Consider the following 23,660-nt stretch of genomic DNA (forward strand, 5'->3'; position numbering starts at 1 on the left):
GGGAGGCGGAGAGGAGGCGCACGGAGGGAAGCGCGGGTCGCGCAACTCGGCGCCATGCCAGACGTGTGCCCCGCGAGCGCCGCTAACAATCGTTCACTCCGAGGGCTATCCACCGGCTCGTATCCTGGTTCGGCATTCGTTTCCCGTCGTGAGAGCCGGCCCGTGAGCCGGTGCACGCATTGGTGTGAGAGAGGTCGCGCGTTGAGTCAGGCGAGCCCCCAGCAGATCCCGGTCGTCGTCCTCGCCGGCTTCCTGGGCTCCGGCAAGACCACCCTGCTCAACCACCTCCTGCACCGCAGCGGAGGCAGTCGTATCGGGGCGATCGTCAATGATTTCGGTGCCATCGAGATCGATGCGATGGCCGTGGCCGGGGCGCTCGGCGACTCCACCGTCTCCCTCGGGAACGGCTGTCTGTGCTGCGCCGTGGACGCCAGCGAGCTCGACGTCTTCCTGGACCGGCTCACTCAGCCCGCTGCCCGAATCGACGTCATCGTCATCGAGGCGAGCGGGCTGGCCGAGCCCCAGGAGCTGGTCAAGATGCTCCTGGCCAGCGAGAACCCGCGCATCGTCTATGGCGGGCTCGTGGAGGTCGTCGACGCCGCGGAGTTCGACGCGACCCGCCAGAAGCATCCCGAGATCGACCGGCACCTCGCCATCGCCGATCTGGTCGTCGTCAACAAGGCGGACCGCGCGACGGATCCCGACCGTGTGATGGGCCTCGTCCGGTCCCTCACCGACCGCGCCGCCGCCGTCGTGTCCGCCTCGTACGGGCGGATCGACCCCGAGTTCCTCTTCGACCGCAGGCCCACGGAGGAGCGCGTCGGACAGCTCTCCTTCGACGACCTGAGCCGGTTCGACGACCCGCACCGGCACGAGGAGGGCGACCACGACGGCCTTTCCCAGTCACATGGCACCCACGAGCACCCCGGCCGCCACGACCTTCACGACCATCACAGCCATCTGCACTCCGCCTACGAGTCCGTCTCCTTCACCTCCGAAGTGCCCCTCAGCCCCCGGCGGTTGATGGATTTCCTCGACAGCAGGCCCGAAGGGCTCTACCGCATCAAGGGGTACGTCGACTTCGGTGCCGCCGACCCCCGTAACCGGTACGCCGTGCACGCCGTCGGCCGTTTCCTGCGGTTCTACCCGGAGCCGTGGGCCCCGGGCGATCGGCTCAGTCAGCTCGTCCTCATCGGCTCCGGCATCGACGCCCTCGCGCTCGGCAAGGAGCTGGAGGCGTGCAAAGAGGACGCCCCACACGCCGACGAGCACAGCATGTGGGGCGTCCTCCGCTACGTACAGGAGCGGGAGCGGGAGCGGGAGGGGGAGCAGGAGGCTGAAGCGGCGCAGGACCCGGGCGGTCGGGCTCGGGGCGCCGGCCTGCCCGGTGCCTACGACGTCTAGACCGGGCCCGCCACCACCGAAACCGTCTTCGCCAGTGAGACGCCAGAGCCGTCCCGTCGCGGGTCCATCTCGGGCAGTTCCGCGGGCGTCCCGTCCTTCTGCGCGGCCCGGGCCGGCGCGGGACCTGCCCACGCGAGGCTCAGGCAGTCCTCGCCCTTCAGGAACCGCTGGCAGCGCACGCCACCCGTGGCACGGCCCTTGCGCGGGTACTGGTCGAAGGGCGTCAGCTTGGCCGTCGTCTGGACCGAGTCGTCCAGCGTGCCGCGCGAGCCCGCCACCGTGAACACCACCGCGTCCACGGCCGGGTCAACCGCCGTGAACGAGATCACCTTGGTGTTGTCCGTGAGCTTGATGCCCGTCATACCGCCCGCGGGCCGGCCCTGCGGGCGGACCTGGGAGGCCTGGTAGCGCAGCAACTGGGCGTCGTCGGTGATGAAGACCAGGTCCTCCTCGCCCGTGCGCAGCTCGGCCGCGCCGACGATCCGGTCACCGTCCTTGAGCGTGATGACCTCCAGCTCCTCCTTGTTGGAGGGATAGTCGGGCACCACGCGCTTGACGACACCCTGCTGTGTGCCGATGGCGAGCCCCGGGGACGACTCGTCGAGCGTTGTCAGACAGACGATGTCCTCGTCGCCCTCCAGGGTCAGGAACTCCGAGACCGGCGCGCCCCCCGAGAGGTTGGGCGCCGCCGTGGTGTCGGGCAGCTGCGGCAGGTCGATGACGTTGATCCGCAGCAGCCGGCCGGCGGACGTGACCGCGCCGATCTCACCCTGGGCGGTCGCCGGGACGGCGGAAAGGATCAGGTCGTGCTTGGCGCGCTTGCCCTCGCTCTCCCCGAAGGGGTCACCGTTGGCCGTACGCGCGAGGAGCTTCGTCGACGACAGGAGCACGCGGCACGGGTCGTCGGCCACCTGGAGCGGCACGGTCGCGGCGGCGGAACCGGCGGACTCCAGCAGGACCGTACGCCGCTCGGTGCCGAACTTCTTGGCCACCGCGGCCAGTTCGGACGAGACCAGCTTGCGCAGCTCGGAGTCCGACTCCAGGATGCCGGTCAGCTCGTCGATCTCGCCGTTGAGCCGGTCGCGCTCGGTCTCCAGCTCGATGCGGTCGAACTTGGTGAGCCGGCGCAGCGGCGTGTCCAGGATGTACTGCGTCTGGACGTCGCTCAGCGAGAAGCGCTCGATCAGGCGCTGCTTGGCCTGTGCGGAGTTCTCGCTGGAGCGGATGAGGCGGATGACCTCGTCGATGTCGATCAGGGCCACCAGCAGGCCCTCGACCAGGTGCAGCCGGTCGCGCTTCTTGGTGCGGCGGAACTCGCTGCGGCGGCGCACGACCTCGAAGCGGTGGTCGAGGTACACCTCCAGGAGTTCCTTGAGGCCCAGCGTGAGCGGCTGGCCGTCCACCAGCGCCACGTTGTTGATGCCGAAGGACTCCTCCATCGGCGTCAGTTTGTAGAGCTGCTCCAGGACGGCCTCCGGGACGAAGCCGTTCTTGACCTCGATGACCAGGCGCAGGCCGTGCGCACGGTCGGTGAGGTCCTTGACGTCCGCGATGCCCTGCAGCTTCTTCGAGCCGACCAGGTCCTTGATCTTGGCGATCACCTTCTCCGGGCCGACGGTGAACGGCAGCTCGGTGACGACGATGCCCTTGCGGCGCGCCGTCACGTTCTCCACGGACACTGTCGCGCGGATCTTGAAGGTGCCGCGGCCCGTCTCGTACGCGTCCCTGATGCCGGTGAGGCCGACGATGCGGCCGCCCGTGGGCAGGTCGGGCCCCGGGACGTGCTTCATGAGCGTCTCGAGATCGGCGCCGGGGTGGCGGATCAGGTGACGGGCGGCGGCGATGACCTCGCCGAGGTTGTGCGGCGCCATGTTCGTCGCCATGCCGACCGCGATGCCCGACGAGCCGTTGACCAGGAGGTTCGGGTAGGCGGCCGGGAGGACCGACGGCTCCTGCTCCTGGCCGTCGTAGTTCGGGGAGAAGTCGACCGTGTTCTCCTCGATCGACTCCGTCATCAGGGACGTCGCGTCGGCCATCCGCGCCTCGGTGTACCGCATGGCGGCCGGCGGGTCGTCGTTGCCCAGCGAACCGAAGTTGCCGTGCCCGTCGACCAGGGGCAACCGCATGGAGAAGGGCTGGGCCAGGCGGACCAGGGCGTCGTAGATCGACGCGTCGCCGTGGGGGTGGAGCTTACCCATGACCTCGCCGACGACGCGGGCGCACTTCACATAGCCGCGGTCGGGACGCAGGCCCATCTCGTTCATCTGGTAGACGATGCGGCGATGCACCGGCTTGAGGCCGTCGCGGGCGTCCGGCAGGGCTCGGGAGTAGATGACCGAGTACGCGTACTCGAGGAAGGAGCCCTGCATCTCGTCGACGACGTCGATGTCGAGGATGCGCTCCTCGAAGTCGTCTGGCGGCGGGGTCTTCGTGCTGCGGCGGGCCATCGCTGCTGCGACTCCTTCACAGTCTCTGCCGGGGCATGAACGGGTTCTGACGGGCTCCATTGTGGACCGGCCCACTGACAACGTGGACCACGACCCGTCCGTACGGGCCTCCCGAGCCGGGTGTCCGGCCGCTCCAACAGGCGTCGCGGGCCGCCTTCTCGGCCTTTTCCACAGGCTTCGGAAGCGGCGAATCCGCGTGCCCGCACAGGGCTTCGGAGGCCGTGCGGGCGCACGAGCGTACGGCCTGCCGACGCCGCCCGCCTGCTCGCTCTCGGCGTACGCGCCGCGGGAACTTCGCCAGCTGTCCGCGCGCTTGCATACAGTGGCATGACTAGCAGGAATTCAGCAGTTTTCCGCGATCGAAGGGACGTACATGCCCATGGGTCACACGGCCACAGCTGAGGCCGGTTCCGGCGGCCTGACAGCGACCGAGCACCGCCTGGCCAACGGCCTGCGTGTGGTGCTCTCCGAGGACCACCTGACCCCGGTCGCGGCGGTGTGCCTCTGGTACGACGTCGGTTCGCGGCACGAGGTCAAGGGCCGCACCGGACTTGCCCACCTCTTCGAGCACCTGATGTTCCAGGGCTCGGGCCAGGTGAAGGGCAACGGTCACTTCGAACTGGTGCAGGGCGCGGGCGGTTCGCTCAACGGCACGACCAGTTTCGAGCGCACCAACTACTTCGAGACCATGCCCACCCACCAGCTGGAGCTCGCCCTCTGGCTGGAGGCCGACCGCATGGGCTCGCTGCTCGCGGCGCTCGACGACGAGTCCATGGAGAACCAGCGGGACGTCGTCAAGAACGAGCGCCGCCAGCGTTACGACAACGTCCCCTATGGCACCGCTTTCGAGAAGCTGACCGCCCTCGCCTACCCGGAGGGCCACCCTTACCACCACACCCCCATCGGGTCGATGGCGGACCTGGACGCGGCCACCCTGGAGGACGCGCGCGCGTTCTTCCGCACCTACTACGCGCCCAACAACGCCGTTCTCTCGATCGTCGGAGACATCGACCCGGAGCAGACGCTCGCCTGGGTCGAGAAGTACTTCGGCTCGATCGCGGGCCACGACGGCAAGCCCGCCCCGCGCGACGGCGCGCTTCCCGAGACCATCGGCGAGCAGCTGCGCGAGGTCGTCGAGGAGGAGGTCCCGGCCCGCGCGCTGATGGCCGCCTACCGGCTGCCGGAGGACGGCACGCGCGCGTGCGACGCGGCGGACCTGGCCCTGACCGTGCTCGGCGGCGGCGAGTCGTCCCGGCTCTACAACCGGCTCGTACGCCGCGACCGCACCGCCGTCGCGGCCGGGTTCGGCCTGCTGCGCCTCGCGGGAGCACCCTCCCTGGGGTGGCTCGACGTGAAGACGTCCGGCGACGTCGAGGTGCCGGTGATCGAGACCGCCGTCGACGAGGAGCTCGCCCGGTTCGCCGAGGAGGGTCCCACCGCCGAGGAAATGGAGCGCGCCCAGGCCCAGTTGGAGCGCGAGTGGCTGGACCGCCTCGGCACGGTCGCGGGCCGCGCCGACGAACTGTGCCGGTACGCGGTGCTGTTCGGCGACCCGCAGCTCGCCCTGACGGCCGTCCAGCGCGTCCTCGACGTCACGGCCGAGGAGGTCCAGGAGGTCGCCAAGGCCCGCCTGCGCCCCGACAACCGCGCGGTGCTGGTCTACGAGCCGACCGTCGCCGAAGAGGCCCAAGAGACCGACGCCGCTGACGACACCGACGAGGAGGCGGCCAAGTGACCGAGCTCGCCACGATGGAATTCCACCCGCAGCCCCAGGCCGGCGAGGCCAGGCCCTGGGCCTTCCCGGCCCCCGAGCGCGGCGCGCTCGACAACGGCCTGACCCTGCTGCGCTGCCACCGCCCCGGCCAGCAGGTCGTCGCCGTCGAGATCCTCCTGGCGGCCCCGCTGGAGGCCGAGCCGAAGGGCCTGGACGGCATCGCCACGATCATGGCGCGTGCCTTCACCGAGGGCACCGACAAGCACTCCGCCGAGGAGTTCGCCGCCGAGCTGGAGCGCTGCGGCGCCACCCTCGACGCGCACGCCGACCACCCCGGCGTACGGATCAGCCTCGAAGTCCCCGTCTCCCGGCTCCCCAAGGCGCTCGGTCTGCTCGCCGACGCCCTCAGGGCACCCGCCTTCGAGGACAGCGAGATCGAGCGGCTGGTGCGCAACCGGCTCGACGAGATCCCGCACGAGACCGCCAACCCGGCCCGCCGCGCCGCCAAGGAGCTCTCCCGGCAGCTCTTCCCGGCGACCTCGCGCATGTCGCGTCCGCGCCAGGGCACCGAGGAGACGGTCACCGCGATCGACTCGGCGGGCGTCCGCGCCTTCTACGAGAAGCACGTACGCCCCGCCACCGCGACCGCCGTGGTGGTCGGCGACCTCACCGGCGTCGACCTCGACGCGCTGCTCGGGGACACGCTCGGCGCCTGGACGGGATCGCAGGCCGAGCCCCGCCCCATTCCGCCGGTGACCGCCGACGACACCGGCCGCGTGATCATCGTCGACCGTCCCGGAGCCGTCCAGACGCAGCTGCTCATCGGCCGCGTCGGCGCCGACCGGCACGACCGTGTGTGGCCCGCCCAGGTGCTCGGCACGTACTGCCTCGGCGGCACCCTCACCTCGCGTCTGGACCGTGTCCTGCGCGAGGAAAAGGGATACACCTACGGTGTGCGGGCGTTCGGCCAGGTGCTGCGCTCCGCGCCGGACGGGACGGGCGCCGCGATGCTCGCCATCAGCGGCTCCGTGGACACCCCGAACACCGGCCCGGCGCTCGACGACCTCTGGAAGGTGCTGCGCACCCTCGCGGCCGAGGGCCTCACCGACGCCGAGCGCGACATCGCCGTGCAGAACCTCGTGGGTGTGGCGCCCCTGAAGTACGAGACGGCGGCCGCCGTCGCGGGCACCCTCGCCGACCAGGTCGAGCAGTACCTGCCGGACGACTTCCAGGCGACGCTGTACCAGCAGCTCGCCGCGACCGGCACCGTGGAGGCCACCGCGGCCGCGGTGAGCGCCTTCCCGGTGGACCGTCTGGTGACCGTCCTCGTCGGTGACGCCGCGCAGATCGAGGAGCCGGTCCGCGCCCTCGGAATCGGCGAAGTCAGCGTCGTGACGGCGGAGTAGAGCGGAGTAGAACAGCACCCCTCCATGGCGAACCCAGGTGACTGAAGAGTCGCCTGGGTTCTCCTTTTGCCCGGACTTCGGCAGTCGATCGGTGAGTTGTCCGTATTGGTGGAGAGGCTGCCCGTCTGCCCTGTGGCATGCGCTACAAAACCCTTGATCCGTTTGTTGATTGAAAGACGCCCCGCTTAGCGTCGGTCCGGCTGTTCGTCAGGCAGTGCGCCGCGCCCGCGGCACCGGACAGTCATCGCCGAGTCCCCGTACGGCGCGAGCCAGGGGAGCCGGGGACCCATACGCAGTCCCTGGGGTGAATCGGACGCCCTTCCCGAAGGGTGTCCGTAGGAGACCTTCCTGCTCCGAACCCGTCAGCTAACCCGGTAGGCGAGAAGGAAGGAAAGGACCAGCCACTTCATGGCGTTCACCCGCGCCACCGGGAAGCACCGTCGTCCCAGCCGCATGAAGCGCACGACCAACCGGACCGTCGGCGTCGCCGCACTCGCCACCACCGGTGTCGTCGGCACCCTGGCTGCTCCCGCATTCGCCGCAGAGAGCCCCGCCGAGCAGACCCTGACCCAGGCGATCACCATCGGCGACTCGGTCGCCGACCAGATCGACGCCCAGGCCGCCGCCCAGCAGCAGGCCGCCGACGAGACCGCCGCCCGCGAGAAGGCTGAGGCCGCCGCCAAGGAGCGTGCCAAGGAAGCCGCGGAGAAGGCCAAGAAGGAGCGCGAGGTCAAGGCCCGCGCAGCCCGGGCGGCCGAGCGCGAGCGCCTGCTGAAGTCGTACACCGCGCCCATCTCCGGCTCGTACGTCTCCACCGGCTACAAGGCCGGCGGCGCTGTCTGGTCCTCCGGCAGCCACACCGGCATCGACTTCCACGCCGCCAGCGGCACCACCGTGCACGCGGTGGGCGCCGGTACCGTCGTGGAGGCCGGCTGGGGCGGCGCGTACGGCAACCAGGTCGTCATCAAGATGAACGACGGCACCTTCACCCAGTACGGGCACATGTCGTCCCTCGGTGTCTCGGTCGGCCAGACGGTCACCCCCGGCCAGCAGATAGGCCTCTCCGGTGCGACCGGCAACGTCACAGGGGCGCACCTGCACTTCGAGGCGCGGACGAGCGCGGAGTACGGCTCGGACATCGACCCCCTCGGGTACCTCCGCCAGCACGGCGTGAACGTCTGACGGCGGGCGACAGCCTGCGCAACAGCTGAAGGCCCCGGCTCATCGAGCCGGGGCCTTCGCGCGGTTCTGATCACTTCCTGATGGCTTCTCGGCCACTTCTCGGCCGACTTTGCACCGGACGACTGCCTGTTCAGAAGCCAGGTGTGTCCAAAAAATATCCACGGATTCCGGTCCGCCATCGGAATTTCCCGCTCTCTGCAATAGAGTCACCGAACAGGCGTCAATCGACCGCGTTTCGCGGGGGTTAAGGCGGAGGTCCGGTCATGCGTATTCCCGCGCACTCGGTATGCACGGCGATCCGTGACGACATCGTCGCGGGTGTCTACGAGCGCGGCGGCCGGCTCACCGAAGAACTGCTCGCGCGCCGGTACGGAGTCTCGCGGGTCCCCGTGCGGGAGGCTCTGCGCACCCTGGAGGCGGAAGGCTTCGTCGTCACGCGCAGGCACGCGGGCGCGTGCGTCGCGGAACCCACCGAGCAGGAGGCCGCCGACCTCCTGGAGATGCGCACGCTGCTGGAGCCGCTGGGTGCCGCGCGCGCCGCCCAGCGCCGCACCGAGGCGCATCTCAAGGTGCTGCGCGGCCTGGTCAGGCTGGGCCAGGAGCGGGCCAGGAGGGGCAACAGCGAGGATCTGCGCTCGCTCGGGGGCTGGTTCCACGAGACGCTCGCACAGGCCTCCGGAAGCCCCGCGCTCACCTCCACGCTCGCCCAGTTGCGGCACAAGATCGCCTGGATGTATTCGGTCGAGGCGCCCGCCCACCCCGCCGAGTCCTGGGCCGAGCACGGCGCCATCGTGGACGCCGTCGCGCGCGGCGACAACGACCGGGCCAGGGCGATCACGGCACTGCACACCGAGCGGGCGATGGCCGCGCACCGGCTGCGCTTTCCCGGCGGCGGTGACCGCGCGGAGCGTGTGAGGACTTCGCAACATCCCGTAAACACGGCGGGCCTGCGGTATTAACAGTGGCGCCGTATACAAAGAGGGTTATTCGCAGGGGTCTATTTCTGCTGCCCCTATTTTCCACGTGCCCGGAATTTCCGCGCACGTGATTTCCGCATGCGCGGAACCCGGTGTGCGGAACTCGGCGCGCGGGCATGAAAAAGCCCGGAAGATGCCCGATGATGCGCCGGAAAGCCGCGCACCGACGTGACGTACGGACAAAACGGCGGCGCGGTCGCGCGAAAACGGCGGTGTCACGTACACACACCGCGCCGCGCGACGCACGCGCGGACGGAAACGGCGGAGCCGCGTCACCCTGTATGGGTGGACGCGGCTCCGCCGTACGTGGTTCGCGGGATCAGACGGTCTCGGGGAGCTCCTCAAGGCCCTCGGCGACCAGCTTCGCCAGGCGGTCGAGCGCGGCGTCCGCGCCCTCGGCGTCGGAGGCCAGGACGATCTCCTCGCCACCCTGGGCGCCCAGGCCGAGAACCGCGAGCATCGAGGCGGCGTTGACGGGGTTGCCGTCGGCCTTGGCGATCGTCACGGGGACGCCGGAGGCCGTGGCGGCCCGGACGAAGATGGAGGCGGGACGGGCGTGAAGGCCCTCGGCCCAGCCGACGTTGACGCGGCGCTCAGCCATGTGATGCTGCCCTTCAGGTGTCTCACGGTTGTCTAGACCATTGTTCCATATCGTGAAGCGTGCCCCGGGCGGCCGCGGATTCCGGGCCCGGGGCGGCTTCGGTCCCCCAAGACTGCCTCGCGCCCCTGCCGGACGCGAGCCCGCCGTCGCCGGGACGTGAACCCCTTGGAGGCGAACCCGGGGACCTGAGCCCGCGACCGAACCCGGGACATGAACCCCCGGGACGACGACCGGCCGTTGTCGGACCCGAGCCGTACTCTGGGCCCCATGCAGACCTCGCCGGACCGGCACGAGTACCCCGCTCACTGGGAGGCCGACGTCGTGCTGCGCGACGGCGGCACCGCGCGCATCCGGCCCATCACGGCCGACGACGCCGACCGCCTGGTCAGCTTCTACGAGCAGGTGTCCGACGAGTCGAAGTACTACCGCTTCTTCGCGCCGTATCCGCGCCTGTCCGCCAAGGACGTCCACCGCTTCACGCACCACGACTTTGTGGACCGGGTGGGACTCGCGGCCACGGTCGGCGGCGAGTTCATCGCCACCGTACGCTACGACCGCATCAACGCCGACGGCCTCCCCGCCTCCGCACCCGCGGACGAGGCGGAGGTCGCCTTCCTCGTGCAGGACGCCCACCAGGGCCGCGGCGTGGCGTCGGCCCTGCTGGAGCACATCGCGGCCGTCGCCCGTGAGCGCGACATCCGCCGCTTCGCCGCCGAGGTGCTGCCCGCCAACAACAAGATGATCAAGGTGTTCACGGACGCCGGGTACCAGCAGAAGCGCCACTTCGAGGACGGCGTCGTACGCCTGGAGTTCGACCTGGAGCCCACCGACCGTTCGCTCGCCGTGCAGCGCGCGCGGGAGCAGCGGGCCGAGGGGCGCTCCGTGGCCCGGCTCCTGGCGCCCGGCTCGGTCGCCGTCATCGGCGCGGGCCGCACACCCGGGGGAGTGGGCCGCAGCGTCCTGGAGAACCTCCGCGAAGCGGGCTTCACCGGTCGCCTGTACGCCGTGAACGGGGCGCTTCAGGAGAAGGAGCTCGGCGGAGTGCCGGCGTACGGCTCCGTCCGTGACATCCCCGAGCCCGTCGACCTCGCCGTCGTCGCTGTCCGGGCCGAGCGCGTCCCCGAAGTCGTCGCCGAGTGCGGTGAACACGGGGTGCAGGGGCTCGTCGTGGTCTCCGCCGGGTACGCCGAAAGCGGCCCCGAAGGCAGGGAGCGCCAGCGCGAGCTCGTGCGCCAGGCGCGTACGTACGGGATGCGGATCATCGGACCGAACGCCTTCGGAGTCATCAACACCTCCCCGGACGTGCGGCTCAACGCCTCGCTCGCACCGGAGATGCCGCGCGCCGGGCGGATCGGCCTGTTCGCCCAGTCCGGTGCCATCGGCATCGCGCTGCTGTCCCGGCTGCACCGGCGCGGCGGCGGGGTCACCGGGGTGACCGGCGTGTCGACGTTCGTCTCCTCGGGCAACCGCGCGGACGTGTCCGGCAACGACGTCCTTCAGTACTGGTACGACGACCCCGACACCGATGTCGCCCTCATGTACCTCGAATCCATCGGGAACCCGAGGAAGTTCACCCGCCTCGCGCGGCGCACTGCGGCGGCGAAGCCACTGGTCGTCGTCCAGGGCGCTAGGCACGGCGGGGCCGCGCCCCAGGGGCACGCCGTCCGGGCCACCCGGCTGCCGCACGCGACGGTGTCGGCGCTGCTGCGGCAGGCCGGCGTCATCCGGGTGGACACGATCACCGAGCTGGTCGACGCCGGCCTGCTCCTGGCGCGCCAGCCCCTGCCTGCCGGGCCGCGGGTGGCGATCCTCGGGAACTCCGAGTCCCTCGGACTGCTGACGTACGACGCGTGCCTCGCCGAGGGGCTGCGGCCGTCGCCCACGGTGGACCTGACCACGGCCGCCACGGCCGAGGACTTCCGCGTTGCGCTGACGCACGCGCTGGCCGACGACGCCTGCGACGCCGTCGTGGTCACCGCGATTCCAACGGTGGGGGAGGCCTCCACGGCCGACGCCGCCCTGGCCGAGGCGCTGCGCTCGGCCTCCGCCGCCGCTCCCGCCAAGCCGGTCCTCGTGGTCCACGTCGAGCTGGGCGGCCTCGCGGAAGCGCTGTCCGCGGCCGCCAGCACCGCGCCCCAGGCGGCCCCCGCAGCACCCCCGTTCGCCGGCAGCAACCACCCCATCCGCCCCGCGGACCGCCCGCCGACGGTGGCGGAAGTCCCCGAGGCCGAGGCCGACTCCCGGCTCATCCCCGCCTACCCCGCCGCCGAGCGGGCCGTCCGAGCCCTCGCCGAGGCCGTGAGGTACGGCCAGTGGCGGCGCGAGGCCACCGACCCCGGCCGAGTCCCCGAGTACGAGGACATCGACGAGAAGGGCGCCGCCGAGCAGATCGACGGCCTGCTCGGCGACGGCGGCATGGGCGGCCTCACCCTCGGCCCCGACGACACCTGCGCCCTGCTCGGGCGGTACGGCATCGACGTCCGCCGTGCCCTCCCCGCGCCCACCCCCGACGAGGCCGTAGCCGCCGCGGAGCGCCTCGGCTACCCCGTGGCGCTCAAGACCACCGCCCCCCACCTGCGCCACCGCGCCGACCTCGGCGGCGTACGCCTTGATCTGGCGGACGAGGAGCAACTGCGCCGGGCGTACGCCGAGTTGACCAGCCTCTTCGGGACGCCCGAGGAGCTGCGCCCGGTGGTCCAGGCGATGGCACCGCGCGGAGTCGACACGGTCGTACGGGCGGTCATAGACCCGGCGGCCGGAGCGGTGCTCTCCTTCGGGCTCGCCGGGGCCCCGTCGGAGCTGCTCGGAGACACCGCGCACCGGCTGATTCCGGTCACTGACCGGGACGCGGCCTCGCTGGTCCGGTCGATCCGGACCGCACCGCTCCTCTTCGGCTGGCGGGGCTCGGCGCCGGCGGACGTCGTGGCCCTGGAGGAACTGCTGCTGCGCCTGTCACGCCTTGTCGACGACCACCCCGAGGTCGTCTCCGTGTCCCTGGAGCCCGTCGTCGTGGCCCCGCACGGCCTGAGCGCGCTCGGCGCCTCCGTACGCCTCGCGCCGCCGCCGGCCCGCGACGACCTCGGTCCACGCACGCTTCCTGTGTACTGAGCGGTGCCTCGCAGTCAGTGCGCCCCCGTAGGATGGACGTCATGGCCAAGACCAGTACGACGACCCAGGGGCTGCGAGCGGCGATCGAGCGCAGCGGCTACTACCCGGCCCTCGTGGCCGAGGCTGTGGAGGCCGCTGTGGGCGGCGAGCCCATCCGGTCGTATCTGGTCCATCAGGAGACGACGTTCGACGCCAACGAGGTGCGTCGGCACGTGACGGTGCTCGTCCTCACGGGAAACCGTTTCATCGTGAGCCACACCGACGAACAGGCGGCGGACAGCACGTCCCCGACGCCGTACGCGACCACGTCGACCGAGTCCGTGAAGCTTGGCCGGATCTCGTCGGTGGTTCTCAGCCGGGTCGTCGCCAATCCGGAGAAGTACGTTCCGGGGACGCTGCCCCGCGAGGTCGTTCTCACCATCGGCTGGGGCGCGGTCGCCCGTATCGACCTGGAGCCCGCCGCCTGCGGCGACCCCAACTGCGAGGCGGACCACGGGTACACGGGCAGTTCGACGGCCGACGACCTGAGCCTGCGCGTCAGCGAGGCCGGAGACGGCCCGGACGCCGTGCGGCAGACGCTCGCCTTCGCGCAGTCGCTCTCCGAGGCGACCGCGGACGTCACCCGCTGATGTCCCAGCAAGTCTGGGACCACCCGGAACCACTCTCCCTCGACTCCGCTCCCGTACCCGAGTACGGGGCCGGTTCGCTCGCCGACCTGCTGCCCACACTGGCCGCGGGCATGGACGTCCCGGACGTCACCGCCTCGCTCACGGAACTGAGCCCGGCCGACCGGAACTGCGTCTTCCTGATCGACGGCCTCGGCTGGGAGCAGCTGAAGACGCATCCGGACGAGGCCCCGTTCATGACCTCCCTCCTGGCCAGCTCGCGCGGCGGCACCGGCCGCCCGATCACAGCGGGCTACCCCGCGACCACCGCGACCTCCCTGGCCTCCGTCGGTACGGGCCTGCCGCCGGGCGCGCACGGCCTGCCCGGCTACACCGCGCGCAACCCGGAGACAGGCGAGCTGATGAACCAGCTCCGCTGGCAGCCGTGGACACAGCCGGGCAAGTGGCAGCCCTACCCCACCCTGTTCCAGCTGGCCGACGCGGCGGGCGTGCACACCGCCCAGGTGTCGTCACCGCACTTCCAGAACACCCCGCTGACCAAGGTCGCCCTCAGCGGCGGCACCTTCCATGGACGGCTGACCGGCGAGGACCGCATGGACCTCGCGGCCGAGCAACTGGCCGCCGGGGACCGCTCGCTGGTCTACACGTACTACGCGGAGGTGGACGGCAAGGGCCACCGCTTCGGCGTCGACTCGGACCCCTGGCGCGGACAACTCATGTACGTGGACCGGCTGGTCCAGCGCCTGGCCGAGCAACTGCCCCCGCGCACCGCCCTGTACGTGACCGCGGACCACGGCATGATCGACATCCCCTTCGACGAGCAGCACCGCATCGACTTCGACGAGGACTGGGAGCTGCGCGCCGGAGTCGCCCTCCTCGGCGGCGAGGGCCGCGCCCGGCACGTCTACGCGGTCCCGGGCGCCGAGTCGGACGTCCTGACCTGCTGGCGCGAGGTGCTCGGCGAGCAGTTCTGGATCGCCTCGCGGGACGAGGCGATCGCGGCCGGCTGGTTCGGCCCGCACATCGACGAGCGGGTCTACGCACGCATCGGTGACGTGGTCGCGGCCGCCCGTGACGACGTACTGATCATCGCGTCCGAGCGGGAGCCCAAGGAGTCGGCGATGGTCGGCAACCACGGCTCGATGACACCGGTCGAGCAGCACATCCCGCTCCTGGAAGTACGTTCCTGACCCTCCCCGCCCGCCCAGCGAACCCCTCATGCCGAAAGGTGCTCAACTCCCCATGCCCGAGCTGGTGTTCTTCTCCGGAACGATGGACTGCGGGAAGTCGACACTGGCTCTCCAGATCGAGCACAACCGCTCGGCCCGCGGCCTGCAGGGCATGATCTTCACCCGTGACGACCGCGCGGGCGAGGGCAAGCTGTCCTCCCGCCTCGGCCTGGTCACGGACGCGGTGGAGGTCGAGGACGACCAGGACGTGTACGCGTACGTCGTCGACCACCTCTCGCGGGGCGGCCGCGCGGACTACGTCATCGCGGACGAGGCACAGTTCCTCGCCCCCGAGCAGATCGACCAACTCGCCCGCGTGGTCGACGACCTGGGCATCGACGTCTTCGCCTTCGGCATCACGACGGACTTCCGCTCCAAGCTCTTCCCCGGCTCCCAGCGCCTCGTCGAACTCGCCGACCGGGTCGAGGTCCTCCAGGTCGAGGCGCTCTGCTGGTGCGGCGCCCGTGCCACCCACAACGCCCGCACCATAGGCGGCCACATGGTCGTCGAGGGCGCCCAGGTCGTCGTGGGAGACGTCGACCAGTCGGAGGACATCGGCTACGAGGTCCTGTGCCGCAGGCATCACCGCCGGCGGACGACCGCGGCCAGCGCCCGCGTGGGCGTGCTGTCCCCGGACGTGCTGCCGGTGGACGCGGTGTCCCGGACCTGAGGGTGTCCCTGATCTGAGGGGTCTGCCCGTGAGGGGACTGCCCGGCCCTGAAGGGGCGCCGGGGCTCCCCTCAGTGGGTCGTCCGCACCACCGAGAACACGGCACCCTCCGGGTCCGCCACCGTGGCGATGCGGCCGTGCGGGGTGTCACGGGCCGGCTTGAGGACATGACCGCCCAGGTCGAGCAGGTGGGTGAGCGACGCGTCCACGTCGGCGACCTCGAAGTACGTCATCCAATGGGGTCCCCGGTCGCGGGGCAGGGAGTTGCCGACGCCGTGGATGCCCGCCACCGGGCGCCCCTTGATGTGCAGGGTGATGTAGTCGAAGTCGGCCGAGATGACGGGCTCCTCCTCGAAACCGAAGACCGTCTCGTAGAACTTGGCGACGCCGGAGGAGTCGCGGGTGATCAGCTCGTTCCAGGTGGGGGTGCCCGGGACGTCGGTGATGCCGGAGCCGAGGTGGGCCGCGGCCTGCCAGATGCCGAACACGGCCCCCGCCGGGTCCGAGGCGATCGCCAGCCGCCCGGCGTCCTCCGCGTCGAGCGGGCCGACGCCGACCGTGCCGCCGCAGTGCCGGACCGTCTCCGCCGTCAGGTCCACGTCGTCCGAGGCGAAGTAGGGCGTCCAGGCGATGGGCAGATGACGGTCGGGCGGGAGCTGGCCGATACCCGCCACCTCCTGGCCGTCGAGCTGCGCCCGCACGTACGAGCCGAGGTGCTGCGGGCCGGGCTGGAACTCCCAGCCGAACAGATCCCCGTAGAACTCCTGGGTCGCGGCCATCCCGTGCACCATCAGGCTCACCCAGCAGGGTGTGCCGGGCGTGTACGCACTGCCGTTCAGGCCGGCCGACCCCCGTGCCTCGGTCATCGTCACCCTCTCCTCGGCGCCTCGTGGGGCCGCTTCACTTCCACTACCGAACCGCGTGTTCCGCCGCCGTGCGCACTGCGCGCCCGGTGCCGATGTTCGCACCACCAGGGGCACGGCGCGCCCCGGCCGAGTGGCCCATGGCGGGAGGATGCCCGAATTGCTGGTTCCCATCCGTTTCCCCGCCATTGCCTGATGATGTCCATCAGGCATACAGCGTGTGGCCGGGCCCGCACGCCGAGTGGTCGGGGCGGCCCGGCCGAGCAGAGTAGCCGGACCTGGACGATGCGGCCACCCCGTGCGCAAGGATGGTGGCCATGAACGCCATCATCTCCGCACCCGAACTCGCGAGCGACCTGGCGGGTCCGAATCCGCCGGTCGTCCTGGACATCCGCTGGCAGCTGGGCGGCCCGAACCTGCGCTCCGCCTACCAGGAGGCGCACATTCCGGGGGCCGTCTACGTGGACCTGGACTCGGAACTCGCCGCCCCCGCCGGAGCGGCGGGCCGCCATCCGCTGCCCGGCATGGAGATCTTCGGAGCGGCCGTGCGGGCCGCCGGAGTGTCCGAGAACCGGGACGTGGTCGTGTACGACGGAGGGCTCGGCTGGGCCGCCGCGCGCGCCTGGTGGCTGTTGCGCTGGACGGGTCATCCGTCGGTGCGTGTGCTTGACGGCGGCCTCGCGGCCTGGAGCGGCCCGGTCGAGTCCGGCAGCCCGTCGCCCTCCGCCGGCACCTTCGTACCGGCCCCCGGCGCGCTGTCCCTCCTCGACGCGGACGGGGCCGCGGCGCTGGCCCGTACCGGTCTGCTCCTGGACGCCCGGGCCGCCGAGCGCTACCGGGGCGACGTCGAGCCCATCGACCGGGTCGGCGGGCACATCCCCGGGGCGGTCTCGGCTCCCACCACGGAGAACGTGGCCGAATCCGGCCACTTCCGCCCCGCCGCGGACCTCGCCGACCACTTCAAGTCGCTGGGCGTGACCGGCACTTCCGAGGTCGGCGTCTACTGCGGCTCGGGCGTCTCCGGCGCGCACGAGGTCCTCGCGCTCACGGTCGCGGGCATCCCGGCCGCGCTGTACGTGGGTTCCTGGTCGGAGTGGTCCCAGGACGACAACCGCCCGGTGGCCACGGGGCCGGACCCGCAGTAGCCGCGGCGACTCCATGGAGGAACGGCGCACGGCAGCGGAAAGGGCTCGCACCGAGGTGGTGCGAGCCCTTTCCGGCATGTCCTAGTCCTGCTTCTTCCTGCGTGTCCCGAAGACGATCTCGTCCCAGCTCGGCACGGCCGCTCTGCGTCCGGGACGGACCCCGTCCGCCTCGGCCTGCCGGTCGGTCGCACCGATCAGCCGGTCGCGGTGACTGGCCACCGAGCGCGGCATGAGCACGTCCGCGTACGCGGAACCGGCCGAGGCCGCGGGAGCCGGGGGCTCCTCCGCCTCGGGCTCCGCGTCGAGCGGTTCCTCCACCTCAGGCCGCTCCGTGGTGGAGGTGGTCGAGGCGGCGGGAACGGGAGCGGTCGACGGACGCTCGGGCACCACCATGTCGCCGCGGAAGCTGGGCACCGCCTCCAGGAGACTGGTGAGCGAGTCGCGCTCGCTGGCGGTCTCCTCCAGGTCCGGCTCGGGCGACGGCGAGGGCAGGCTCGGCCGCTCCGTCTGCCGGTCCAGGGCGCGGTCCATCGGACGGTCGCGCGGCAGCCGGGCGATGCGCGGCACGAACGGGAAGCTGGGCTCGGCCGCCGCGAGGTCGTCGGACTCGCCGATCAGCGAGCGGGCCTCGTCGTCCACGGCCTGGACGAGCCGCCGGGGCGGGTCGTACGTCCAGCTCGCCGAGTGTGGTTCGCCCGCCACCCGGTAGACCAGCAGGACTTCCCAGGTGCCGTCGTCCCGGCGCCAGGAGTCCCACTGGACGGTCTCCTTGTCGGCGCCGCGCAGCGTAAGCCGCTCCTGCACCGCCTCGCCGAGCTGGGGACCGGTGGTTTCGCCTGGGCGGCGGACAGGGGTCTTCCGGGCACGCTCCGCCATGAAGGCACGCTCGGCGAGTACGGGTCCCTCGAAGCGACGCACCCGGTCGACGGGGATACCGGCGAGCGATGCGACCTCTTCGGCGGACGCTCCCGCACGTATACGTGCCTGGATGTCTCGGGGGCGGAGATGGCTCTCCACCTCGATCTCGATCTGGCCGAGGCGGGGACGGTCGCCGCGTACGGCGGCGCGCAGACGCTCATCGATCGGAAGCGTGTACTCCGTGCTGTCCGCAGCCTTCAGCACCAGCCGTGTGCCGTCGTTAGAGACGGCCACGACACGCAGTTCGGGCATGGGGACCTCCCGGGTGGTGCCTGCCGACGTCACGTGCGTCGCTGCTTCCGCTAGTCGAGTGTGGCCTGCCCGGGTGCAGCCTGCCACAACCTTGCCGAGTTGCCCGGCGTGTCGGGCGGTGGCCCGGGATCGCCGTTATGGCACGGTTACCTATTCGCAACGCTAAGTGACGAACTCCATCACCCTGTGCAACGAGCCCCCTCCCGGCGGTCCTGGAGGCCCCGGACGCCCTGGCGAGTGTCCGGACCCAGGGCTCGCAACAGTACTCCATTCGGGCCACTTGCGTGGATCGGCACGCCGCCGAACTTCTGTCCGGGGGCGGGAGTTGGCCACCCGGGGCGACGTTCCGGTGACCATGGCGCGTGGCGCGCTTCACGGAATCACCGCAAACGGAACTAATCGTTTCGCCTGTACGTCCTCTTCTCGCGCGGGCGTCTCGAAGCCTCGTGCAAACGTCCGTGTCTACTCGCCCAGCACCCGGCGCAAGTAGTCGTTCGCGAACCGCCGTTCAGGGTCGATCCGGTCCCGCAGTTCGGTGAACTCGCCGAAGCGCGGGTAGACATCGGCGAAGTACTCCGCGTCGCGCGTGTGCACCTTGCCCCAGTGCGGCCGCCCCTCGTGCGCGGTGAAGATCCGCTCGGCGGCGCTGAAGTACGCCTGGTACGGCGTGCCCCGGAACATGTGGACGGCGATGTACGCGGTGTCCCGGCCGGACGCCGTGGAGAGCGTGATGTCGTCCGCGGGCGCCGTACGCACCTCCACCGGGAAGCTGATGCGCAGGGGCGAACGGTCGACCATGGCCTTCAGTTCGCGCAGCGTCTCGACGAGGGCCTCACGCGGGACGGCGAACTCCATCTCCGTGAAGCGGACCCGGCGCGGGGAAGTGAAGACCTTGTAGGGAATGTCGGTGTAGGTGCGCGCGGACAGGGCGCGGCTGGAGATCCTGGCGATCGAGGGGATCGAGGCGGGCACGGCCCGGCCCACGTAATTGGCCACCTGGAAGACGCCGTTGGAGAGGAACTCGTCCTCGAAGAGGCCGCGCACGGTGCCGACCGGTCTCTCCGGACCCGCGCTGCGGTTGTTGCGCTTGGTGTTGCAGTTGCCGGTGTGCGGGAACCAGTAGAACTCGAAGTGCTCGTTCTCCGCGAACAGTTCGTCGAAGGACCGCGTCACCTCGTCGAAGCTCATCGGCTCCTCACGGGCCGTGAGAAGAAAAGTGGGCTCTACGGAGAAGGTGATCGCGGTGATGATCCCCAGGGCGCCGATGCCGACGCGGGCCGCGGCGAACACCTCGGGGTTCTCCTTCTCCGAGCAGCTGAGGACCGAGCCGTCGGCCGTCACCAGCTCAAGGCCCGTGATCTGGGCGGCTATCGAGGCGGAGTCGCGGCCGGTGCCGTGCGTCCCGGTGCTGACCGCACCCGAGACCGTCTGCTCCATGATGTCGCCCATGTTCGTGAGCGACAGCCCCTCGCGCGCGAGAGCCAGGTTGAGACGCTTGAGCGGGGTGCCCGCCTCAACAGTGACGGTGCCTGCCTCACGATCAACCTTGCGGATCCCGGTCAACAGTTGAGGGCGGATCAACACACCGTCGGTGGCGGCGGCCGCCGTGAAGGAGTGACCGGTGCCGACGGCCTTCACCCTGAGTCCGTCCTCCGCGGCCTGGCGCACGGCGGCGGAGAGTTCCTCGACGGAGGCCGGAGTGACCTCCCTGGCCGGCCGGGCGGTGACGTTCCCCGCCCAGTTACGCCAGGTGCCGCTCTTCCCGCTCACTGTGCTGCTCATGGGTCCCCTCCCGCTGCGGAGCCGGCCTGCTGAGCCGGCGATACCCCAGGAAACCCACCGCGACCGCGACGGCTCCGGCCGCGACCGGAACCCCGTACCCGGCCCGCGCCCCGGCCGTGTCGATCACCCAGCCGGACAGGGAGGAGCCGAGCGCGACCCCGACCGCGAGCCCCGTGCTCACCCACGTCATGCCTTCGGTCAGTTTCGCGCGAGGTACGTGCAGTTCGACGAGGGCCATCGTCGTGATCATCGTCGGCGCGATGGACAGGCCCGCTACGAACAGCGCCACGGCCAGGAACGGCAAGTTTCCGACCAGTAGGAGGGGGATCATACTCACGGCCATGGTGCATACGCCCAGCACCCACCTGCGGGCGGGCGCTCCGCCGAGGCGCAGCAGCCCGAACACGGCACCCGCCAGACAGGAGCCCGCCGCGTACACGGCCAGGACGACGCTCGCGGCCCCCTTGTGTCCCTGTTCGTCGGCGAAGGCGACGGTGACCACGTCGACCGCCCCGAAGATCGCCCCCGTCGCCACGAAGGTGGCCACCAGGACCTGCAGCCCGGCCGAGCGCAGGGCCGAGCCGCCCGTGTGGTGCTCGCGCGGATGCGGCGGTGGCTCGGTGGCGCGCTGGGAGGTCAGCCAGAAGACGCCGGCCGCCAGGAAGCAGGCCGCGAGCAGCGGCCCGGCCTCCGGGAACCAGACGGTGGACAGGCCGATGGAGATGATCGGCCCGAAGATGAAGCAGATCTCGTCGACGACGGACTCGAACGCGTACGCGGTGTGCAGCTGGGGCTTGCCCCGGTACAGGTACGCCCAGCGTGCCCGGGTCATCGCGCCGACGCTCGGTACGCACCCGATGCCGGCCGAGCAGAGGAACAGCACCCAGTCCGGCCAGTCGAAGTGCGCGGCCAGCAGCAGTCCGGCGGACGCGGCGAGCGCGAACAGAGTGGCCGGGCGCAGTACGCGCCGCTGCCCGTGCCGGTCCACCAGGCGGGATATCTGCGGGCCGAACACCGCGGCGGACAGCGCCATGGTCGCCGAGAGCGCGCCCGCGAGCCCGTACCGCCCGGTGAGCTGCGAGATCATCGTGACCACGCCGATGCCCATCATCGACAGCGGCATCCGGCCGAGGAGGCCCGCGGTGGTGAAGCCCCTGGAGCCGGGGGCGGCGAACAGGTCGCGGTAGGGGCTGGGCACGGGGGTCTCCGGGAGCGGTCCGGTAAGGCGCGAATGCGGCTGATACAGCTTACGAGTCAGGTGACCCTAACTCATCCGCGGATGTCGGCCGTCACCCCGTCCGCCCGCTGTCCGGCACCCCGCCGTTGTCCGGCTGTCGGAGCCGGGTGGCAGGATCGAGACATGCGAGACGCGCTCGATGCCACCCCCTACGACGCCCTGCTCCTGCTCTCGTTCGGCGGCCCGGAGGGTCCCGACGACGTGGTCCCGTTCCTGGAGAACGTGACGCGCGGACGGGGCATCCCCAAGGAACGCCTCAAGGAAGTGGGGCAGCACTACTTCCTGTTCGGCGGGGTCAGTCCCATCAACGACCAGAACCGCGCCCTGCTGGACGCCCTCCGCAAGGACTTCGCGGAGCACGGGCTCGACCTGCCGGTGTACTGGGGCAACCGCAACTGGGGGCCGTACCTGACCGACGCCCTGCGCGAGATGGTCGCCGACGGCCGCCGCCGGGTCCTGGTCCTCGCCACGAGTGCGTACGCCTCCTACTCGGGCTGCCGGCAGTACCGCGAGGACCTCGCCGGGGCCCTGGCCACCCTGGAGGGCGAGGGTCTGGAGCTGCCGCGCATCGACAAGCTGCGGCACTACTTCAACCACCCCGGCTTCCTGGAGCCCATGATCGAGGGCCTCCTGAAGTCCCTCGCGGAGCTCCCCGAGGACGTCCGCGCGGGCGCGCACCTCGCCTTCACGACCCACTCGATCCCGAACGTCTCGGCGGACACCTCGGGCCCGGCCGAGGACCACGGCGACGGCGGGGCGTACGTGAAGCAGCACCTGGACGTCGCCCGGCTCGTCGCCGACGCCGTGCACGAGCGGACCGGGATCGACCACCCCTGGCAGCTCGTCTACCAGTCCCGCTCGGGCGCCCCGCACATCCCGTGGCTGGAGCCGGACATCTGCGACCACCTGGAGGAGCTGCACGGCAACGGCGTCCCGGCCGTCGTCATGGCACCCATCGGGTTCGTCTCGGACCACATGGAGGTCCTGTACGACCTCGACACGGAGGCCACGGCCAAGGCCGAGGAGCTGGGACTGCCGGTCCGCCGCTCGGCCACCGTGGGCGCCGACCCGCGGTTCGCTGCCGCGATCCGCGAACTGGTCCTGGAGCGGGCTGCCGCGGAGAGCGGCCGGGGCGTGACGCCCTGCGCGCTCGGCGCCCTGGGCCCGAGCCACAACCTTTGTCCCGTGGGCTGCTGCCCGGCCCGCGCCCCCAAGCCCGCAGCCGCGGGCGCCGACAGCCCGTACGCATGAGGAGCACCGTGACCGCCACAGCGAACGACGAGCTGAAGGCCGAGCTGCTGGAGATCGCGCTCGACGCGGCCCACCGCGCGGGCGCCTTCCTGCGTGACGGCCGCCCGGACGACCTGGGAGTGGCCGCCACCAAATCCAGTGCCGTCGATGTCGTCACCGAGATGGACATCGCGTCCGAGAAGCTGATCACCGGTCTGCTGGCCGACCGCAGGCCGCACGACGGCGTGCTCGGCGAGGAGGGCGCCAGCGTCGAGGGCAGCAGCGGCGTCCAGTGGGTGATCGACCCGATCGACGGCACGGTCAACTACCTGTACGGGCTGCCCAGTTGGTCCGTCTCCATCGCGGCCCTCAAGGACGGCGAGACCGTCGTCGGAGTGGTGCACGCCCCGATGCGCGCGGAGACCTACCGGGCCGTCCTGGGGCAGGGCGCGTACGTGAACGACCGCCCCGCGCGCGTGCGGCCCGCTCCCGCCTTCGGGCTGGCCCTCGTCGGCACCGGCTTCGGCTACGTCGCCGAGCGCCGGGCCCGGCAGGCCGAGGTGGTCGGACACCTGATCCCCCAGGTCCGGGACATCCGCCGCGGCGGCTCTGCGGCGATCGACCTGTGCGATGTGGCGACGGGCCGCCTGGACGCGTACTACGAGCGAGGTCTGAACCCCTGGGACTACGCCGCCGGCGACCTGATCGCCCGCGAGGCGGGCGCCCTGACCGGCGGACGCCCCGGGGAGCCCCTCTCGACCGACCTGACCGTCGCGGCCCCGCCCGGCCTCTTCGAACCGCTCCAGGCCCGCCTGGAGGAACTGGGCGCCTGGCACGACTGAGCGCGCGTGGACGCCCGGCGGTGAACCG

At 71.2% G+C, this 23,660-nt stretch carries 18 protein-coding genes and 1 riboswitch; of the genes, 12 read left to right on the plus strand and 6 right to left on the minus strand.

The annotated features are described in order from the left end of the window. The first annotated feature begins 201 nt into the window (after window positions 1-201). Window positions 202-1,404, plus strand: coding sequence for a CobW family GTP-binding protein (locus ACFWXQ_RS08465; RefSeq protein WP_383941061.1), 1,203 nt, complete (start codon window positions 202-204; stop codon window positions 1,402-1,404). On the opposite strand, the gene ACFWXQ_RS08470 is transcribed toward ACFWXQ_RS08465, so the two are convergent. After that, window positions 1,401-3,851, minus strand: coding sequence for a DNA topoisomerase (ATP-hydrolyzing) subunit A (locus ACFWXQ_RS08470; protein ID WP_383941064.1), 2,451 nt, complete (start codon window positions 3,849-3,851; stop codon window positions 1,401-1,403). The genes ACFWXQ_RS08465 and ACFWXQ_RS08470 overlap by 4 nt on opposite strands. 373 nt (window positions 3,852-4,224) lie before the next feature. Here ACFWXQ_RS08470 and ACFWXQ_RS08475 point away from each other — a divergent pair, with 373 nt between their 5' ends. From ACFWXQ_RS08475 to ACFWXQ_RS08490, 4 genes are all read left to right on the plus strand, one after another. Next, window positions 4,225-5,586: a pitrilysin family protein gene (locus ACFWXQ_RS08475; RefSeq protein ID WP_200395460.1), complete on the plus strand. Its 1,362-nt coding sequence runs from the start codon at window positions 4,225-4,227 to the stop codon at window positions 5,584-5,586. After that, the gene (locus ACFWXQ_RS08480; RefSeq protein ID WP_383941069.1) at window positions 5,583-6,971 is read left to right on the plus strand and encodes a M16 family metallopeptidase; all 1,389 of its coding nucleotides are present in this window, start codon (window positions 5,583-5,585) and stop codon (window positions 6,969-6,971) included. Before ACFWXQ_RS08475 ends, ACFWXQ_RS08480 begins: the two co-directional genes overlap by 4 nt. A gap of 235 nt (window positions 6,972-7,206) precedes the next feature. Beyond that, window positions 7,207-7,367: riboswitch (cyclic di-AMP (ydaO/yuaA leader) on the plus strand. 12 nt (window positions 7,368-7,379) lie between these two features. Further along, window positions 7,380-8,153, plus strand: coding sequence for a M23 family metallopeptidase (locus ACFWXQ_RS08485; protein ID WP_383941072.1), 774 nt, complete (start codon window positions 7,380-7,382; stop codon window positions 8,151-8,153). A gap of 263 nt (window positions 8,154-8,416) precedes the next feature. After that, entirely contained in the window at window positions 8,417-9,112 is a 696-nt protein-coding gene (locus ACFWXQ_RS08490) for a GntR family transcriptional regulator (RefSeq protein ID WP_383941075.1), read from the plus strand. 337 nt (window positions 9,113-9,449) lie between these two features. Here ACFWXQ_RS08490 and ACFWXQ_RS08495 read toward each other — a convergent pair whose 3' ends face one another. Next, entirely contained in the window at window positions 9,450-9,731 is a 282-nt protein-coding gene (locus tag ACFWXQ_RS08495) for an HPr family phosphocarrier protein (RefSeq protein WP_003981826.1), read from the minus strand. 267 nt (window positions 9,732-9,998) lie between these two features. Between ACFWXQ_RS08495 and ACFWXQ_RS08500 the strand changes: the two genes are divergently transcribed. The 4 genes from ACFWXQ_RS08500 to ACFWXQ_RS08515 are packed head-to-tail and all read left to right on the plus strand — an operon-like array spanning window position 9,999 to window position 15,364. Continuing rightward, complete coding sequence (locus ACFWXQ_RS08500; RefSeq protein ID WP_383950372.1) at window positions 9,999-12,839, plus strand: GNAT family N-acetyltransferase; 2,841 nt, start codon at window positions 9,999-10,001, stop codon at window positions 12,837-12,839. Between the two features lie 41 nt (window positions 12,840-12,880). After that, the gene (locus ACFWXQ_RS08505; protein WP_143638176.1) at window positions 12,881-13,468 is read left to right on the plus strand and encodes a DUF5998 family protein; all 588 of its coding nucleotides are present in this window, start codon (window positions 12,881-12,883) and stop codon (window positions 13,466-13,468) included. Then, complete coding sequence (locus ACFWXQ_RS08510; RefSeq protein WP_383950368.1) at window positions 13,468-14,655, plus strand: alkaline phosphatase family protein; 1,188 nt, start codon at window positions 13,468-13,470, stop codon at window positions 14,653-14,655. The genes ACFWXQ_RS08505 and ACFWXQ_RS08510 overlap by 1 nt, the downstream gene beginning before the upstream one ends. A gap of 52 nt (window positions 14,656-14,707) precedes the next feature. Further along, the gene (locus tag ACFWXQ_RS08515) at window positions 14,708-15,364 is read left to right on the plus strand and encodes a thymidine kinase (protein ID WP_383950365.1); all 657 of its coding nucleotides are present in this window, start codon (window positions 14,708-14,710) and stop codon (window positions 15,362-15,364) included. Between the two features lie 70 nt (window positions 15,365-15,434). Here the strand turns inward: ACFWXQ_RS08515 and ACFWXQ_RS08520 are convergent, their stop codons facing one another. Further along, complete coding sequence (locus ACFWXQ_RS08520) at window positions 15,435-16,229, minus strand: VOC family protein (protein WP_383950362.1); 795 nt, start codon at window positions 16,227-16,229, stop codon at window positions 15,435-15,437. Between the two features lie 314 nt (window positions 16,230-16,543). On the opposite strand from ACFWXQ_RS08520, the gene ACFWXQ_RS08525 reads away from it, so the two are divergent. After that, window positions 16,544-17,371: a sulfurtransferase gene (locus ACFWXQ_RS08525; protein WP_383950360.1), complete on the plus strand. Its 828-nt coding sequence runs from the start codon at window positions 16,544-16,546 to the stop codon at window positions 17,369-17,371. Between the two features lie 81 nt (window positions 17,372-17,452). Here ACFWXQ_RS08525 and sepH read toward each other — a convergent pair whose 3' ends face one another. The 3 genes from sepH to ACFWXQ_RS08540 form a co-directional block, all read right to left on the minus strand. Beyond that, entirely contained in the window at window positions 17,453-18,541 is a 1,089-nt protein-coding gene (gene sepH, locus ACFWXQ_RS08530; protein ID WP_189841127.1) for a septation protein SepH, read from the minus strand. A 462-nt stretch (window positions 18,542-19,003) separates the two neighbouring features. Further along, window positions 19,004-20,323 carry a D-arabinono-1,4-lactone oxidase gene (locus ACFWXQ_RS08535; protein ID WP_383950356.1) on the minus strand — a complete coding sequence of 440 codons (1,320 nt, stop codon included), beginning with the start codon at window positions 20,321-20,323 and terminating at the stop codon, window positions 19,004-19,006. After that, window positions 20,283-21,521, minus strand: a complete 1,239-nt coding sequence (locus ACFWXQ_RS08540) for an MFS transporter (RefSeq protein ID WP_383950354.1) — start codon at window positions 21,519-21,521, stop codon at window positions 20,283-20,285. The genes ACFWXQ_RS08535 and ACFWXQ_RS08540 overlap by 41 nt, the downstream gene beginning before the upstream one ends. Before the next feature lie 162 nt (window positions 21,522-21,683). On the opposite strand from ACFWXQ_RS08540, the gene ACFWXQ_RS08545 reads away from it, so the two are divergent. Both ACFWXQ_RS08545 and ACFWXQ_RS08550 read left to right on the plus strand, forming a co-directional pair. Beyond that, entirely contained in the window at window positions 21,684-22,811 is a 1,128-nt protein-coding gene (locus ACFWXQ_RS08545; protein ID WP_383950351.1) for a ferrochelatase, read from the plus strand. Then, complete coding sequence (locus tag ACFWXQ_RS08550; RefSeq protein WP_383950348.1) at window positions 22,808-23,632, plus strand: inositol monophosphatase family protein; 825 nt, start codon at window positions 22,808-22,810, stop codon at window positions 23,630-23,632. Before ACFWXQ_RS08545 ends, ACFWXQ_RS08550 begins: the two co-directional genes overlap by 4 nt. The last annotated feature ends 28 nt before the right edge of the window (window positions 23,633-23,660 follow it).

This window comes from Streptomyces sp. NPDC058697 (assembly GCF_042715345.1).
In the GTDB taxonomy this organism is placed as follows: domain Bacteria; phylum Actinomycetota; class Actinomycetes; order Streptomycetales; family Streptomycetaceae; genus Streptomyces; species Streptomyces liliifuscus.

Excerpts from the sequence above, each read along its gene's own strand:
- ACFWXQ_RS08470 (WP_383941064.1), bottom strand. The coding sequence starts at position 3,851 with ATGGCCCGCCGCAGCACGAAGACCCCGCCGCCAGACGACTTCGAGGAG.
- ACFWXQ_RS08475 (WP_200395460.1), top strand. The coding sequence starts at position 4,225 with ATGCCCATGGGTCACACGGCCACAGCTGAGGCCGGTTCCGGCGGCCTG.
- ACFWXQ_RS08485 (WP_383941072.1), top strand. The coding sequence starts at position 7,380 with ATGGCGTTCACCCGCGCCACCGGGAAGCACCGTCGTCCCAGCCGCATG.
- ACFWXQ_RS08490 (WP_383941075.1), top strand. The coding sequence starts at position 8,417 with ATGCGTATTCCCGCGCACTCGGTATGCACGGCGATCCGTGACGACATC.
- ACFWXQ_RS08495 (WP_003981826.1), bottom strand. The coding sequence starts at position 9,731 with ATGGCTGAGCGCCGCGTCAACGTCGGCTGGGCCGAGGGCCTTCACGCC.
- ACFWXQ_RS08500 (WP_383950372.1), top strand. The coding sequence starts at position 9,999 with ATGCAGACCTCGCCGGACCGGCACGAGTACCCCGCTCACTGGGAGGCC.
- ACFWXQ_RS08505 (WP_143638176.1), top strand. The coding sequence starts at position 12,881 with ATGGCCAAGACCAGTACGACGACCCAGGGGCTGCGAGCGGCGATCGAG.
- ACFWXQ_RS08510 (WP_383950368.1), top strand. The coding sequence starts at position 13,468 with ATGTCCCAGCAAGTCTGGGACCACCCGGAACCACTCTCCCTCGACTCC.
- ACFWXQ_RS08515 (WP_383950365.1), top strand. The coding sequence starts at position 14,708 with ATGCCCGAGCTGGTGTTCTTCTCCGGAACGATGGACTGCGGGAAGTCG.
- ACFWXQ_RS08520 (WP_383950362.1), bottom strand. The coding sequence starts at position 16,229 with ATGACCGAGGCACGGGGGTCGGCCGGCCTGAACGGCAGTGCGTACACG.
- ACFWXQ_RS08525 (WP_383950360.1), top strand. The coding sequence starts at position 16,544 with ATGAACGCCATCATCTCCGCACCCGAACTCGCGAGCGACCTGGCGGGT.
- sepH (WP_189841127.1), bottom strand. The coding sequence starts at position 18,541 with ATGCCCGAACTGCGTGTCGTGGCCGTCTCTAACGACGGCACACGGCTG.
- ACFWXQ_RS08535 (WP_383950356.1), bottom strand. The coding sequence starts at position 20,323 with ATGAGCAGCACAGTGAGCGGGAAGAGCGGCACCTGGCGTAACTGGGCG.
- ACFWXQ_RS08545 (WP_383950351.1), top strand. The coding sequence starts at position 21,684 with ATGCGAGACGCGCTCGATGCCACCCCCTACGACGCCCTGCTCCTGCTC.
- ACFWXQ_RS08550 (WP_383950348.1), top strand. The coding sequence starts at position 22,808 with ATGAGGAGCACCGTGACCGCCACAGCGAACGACGAGCTGAAGGCCGAG.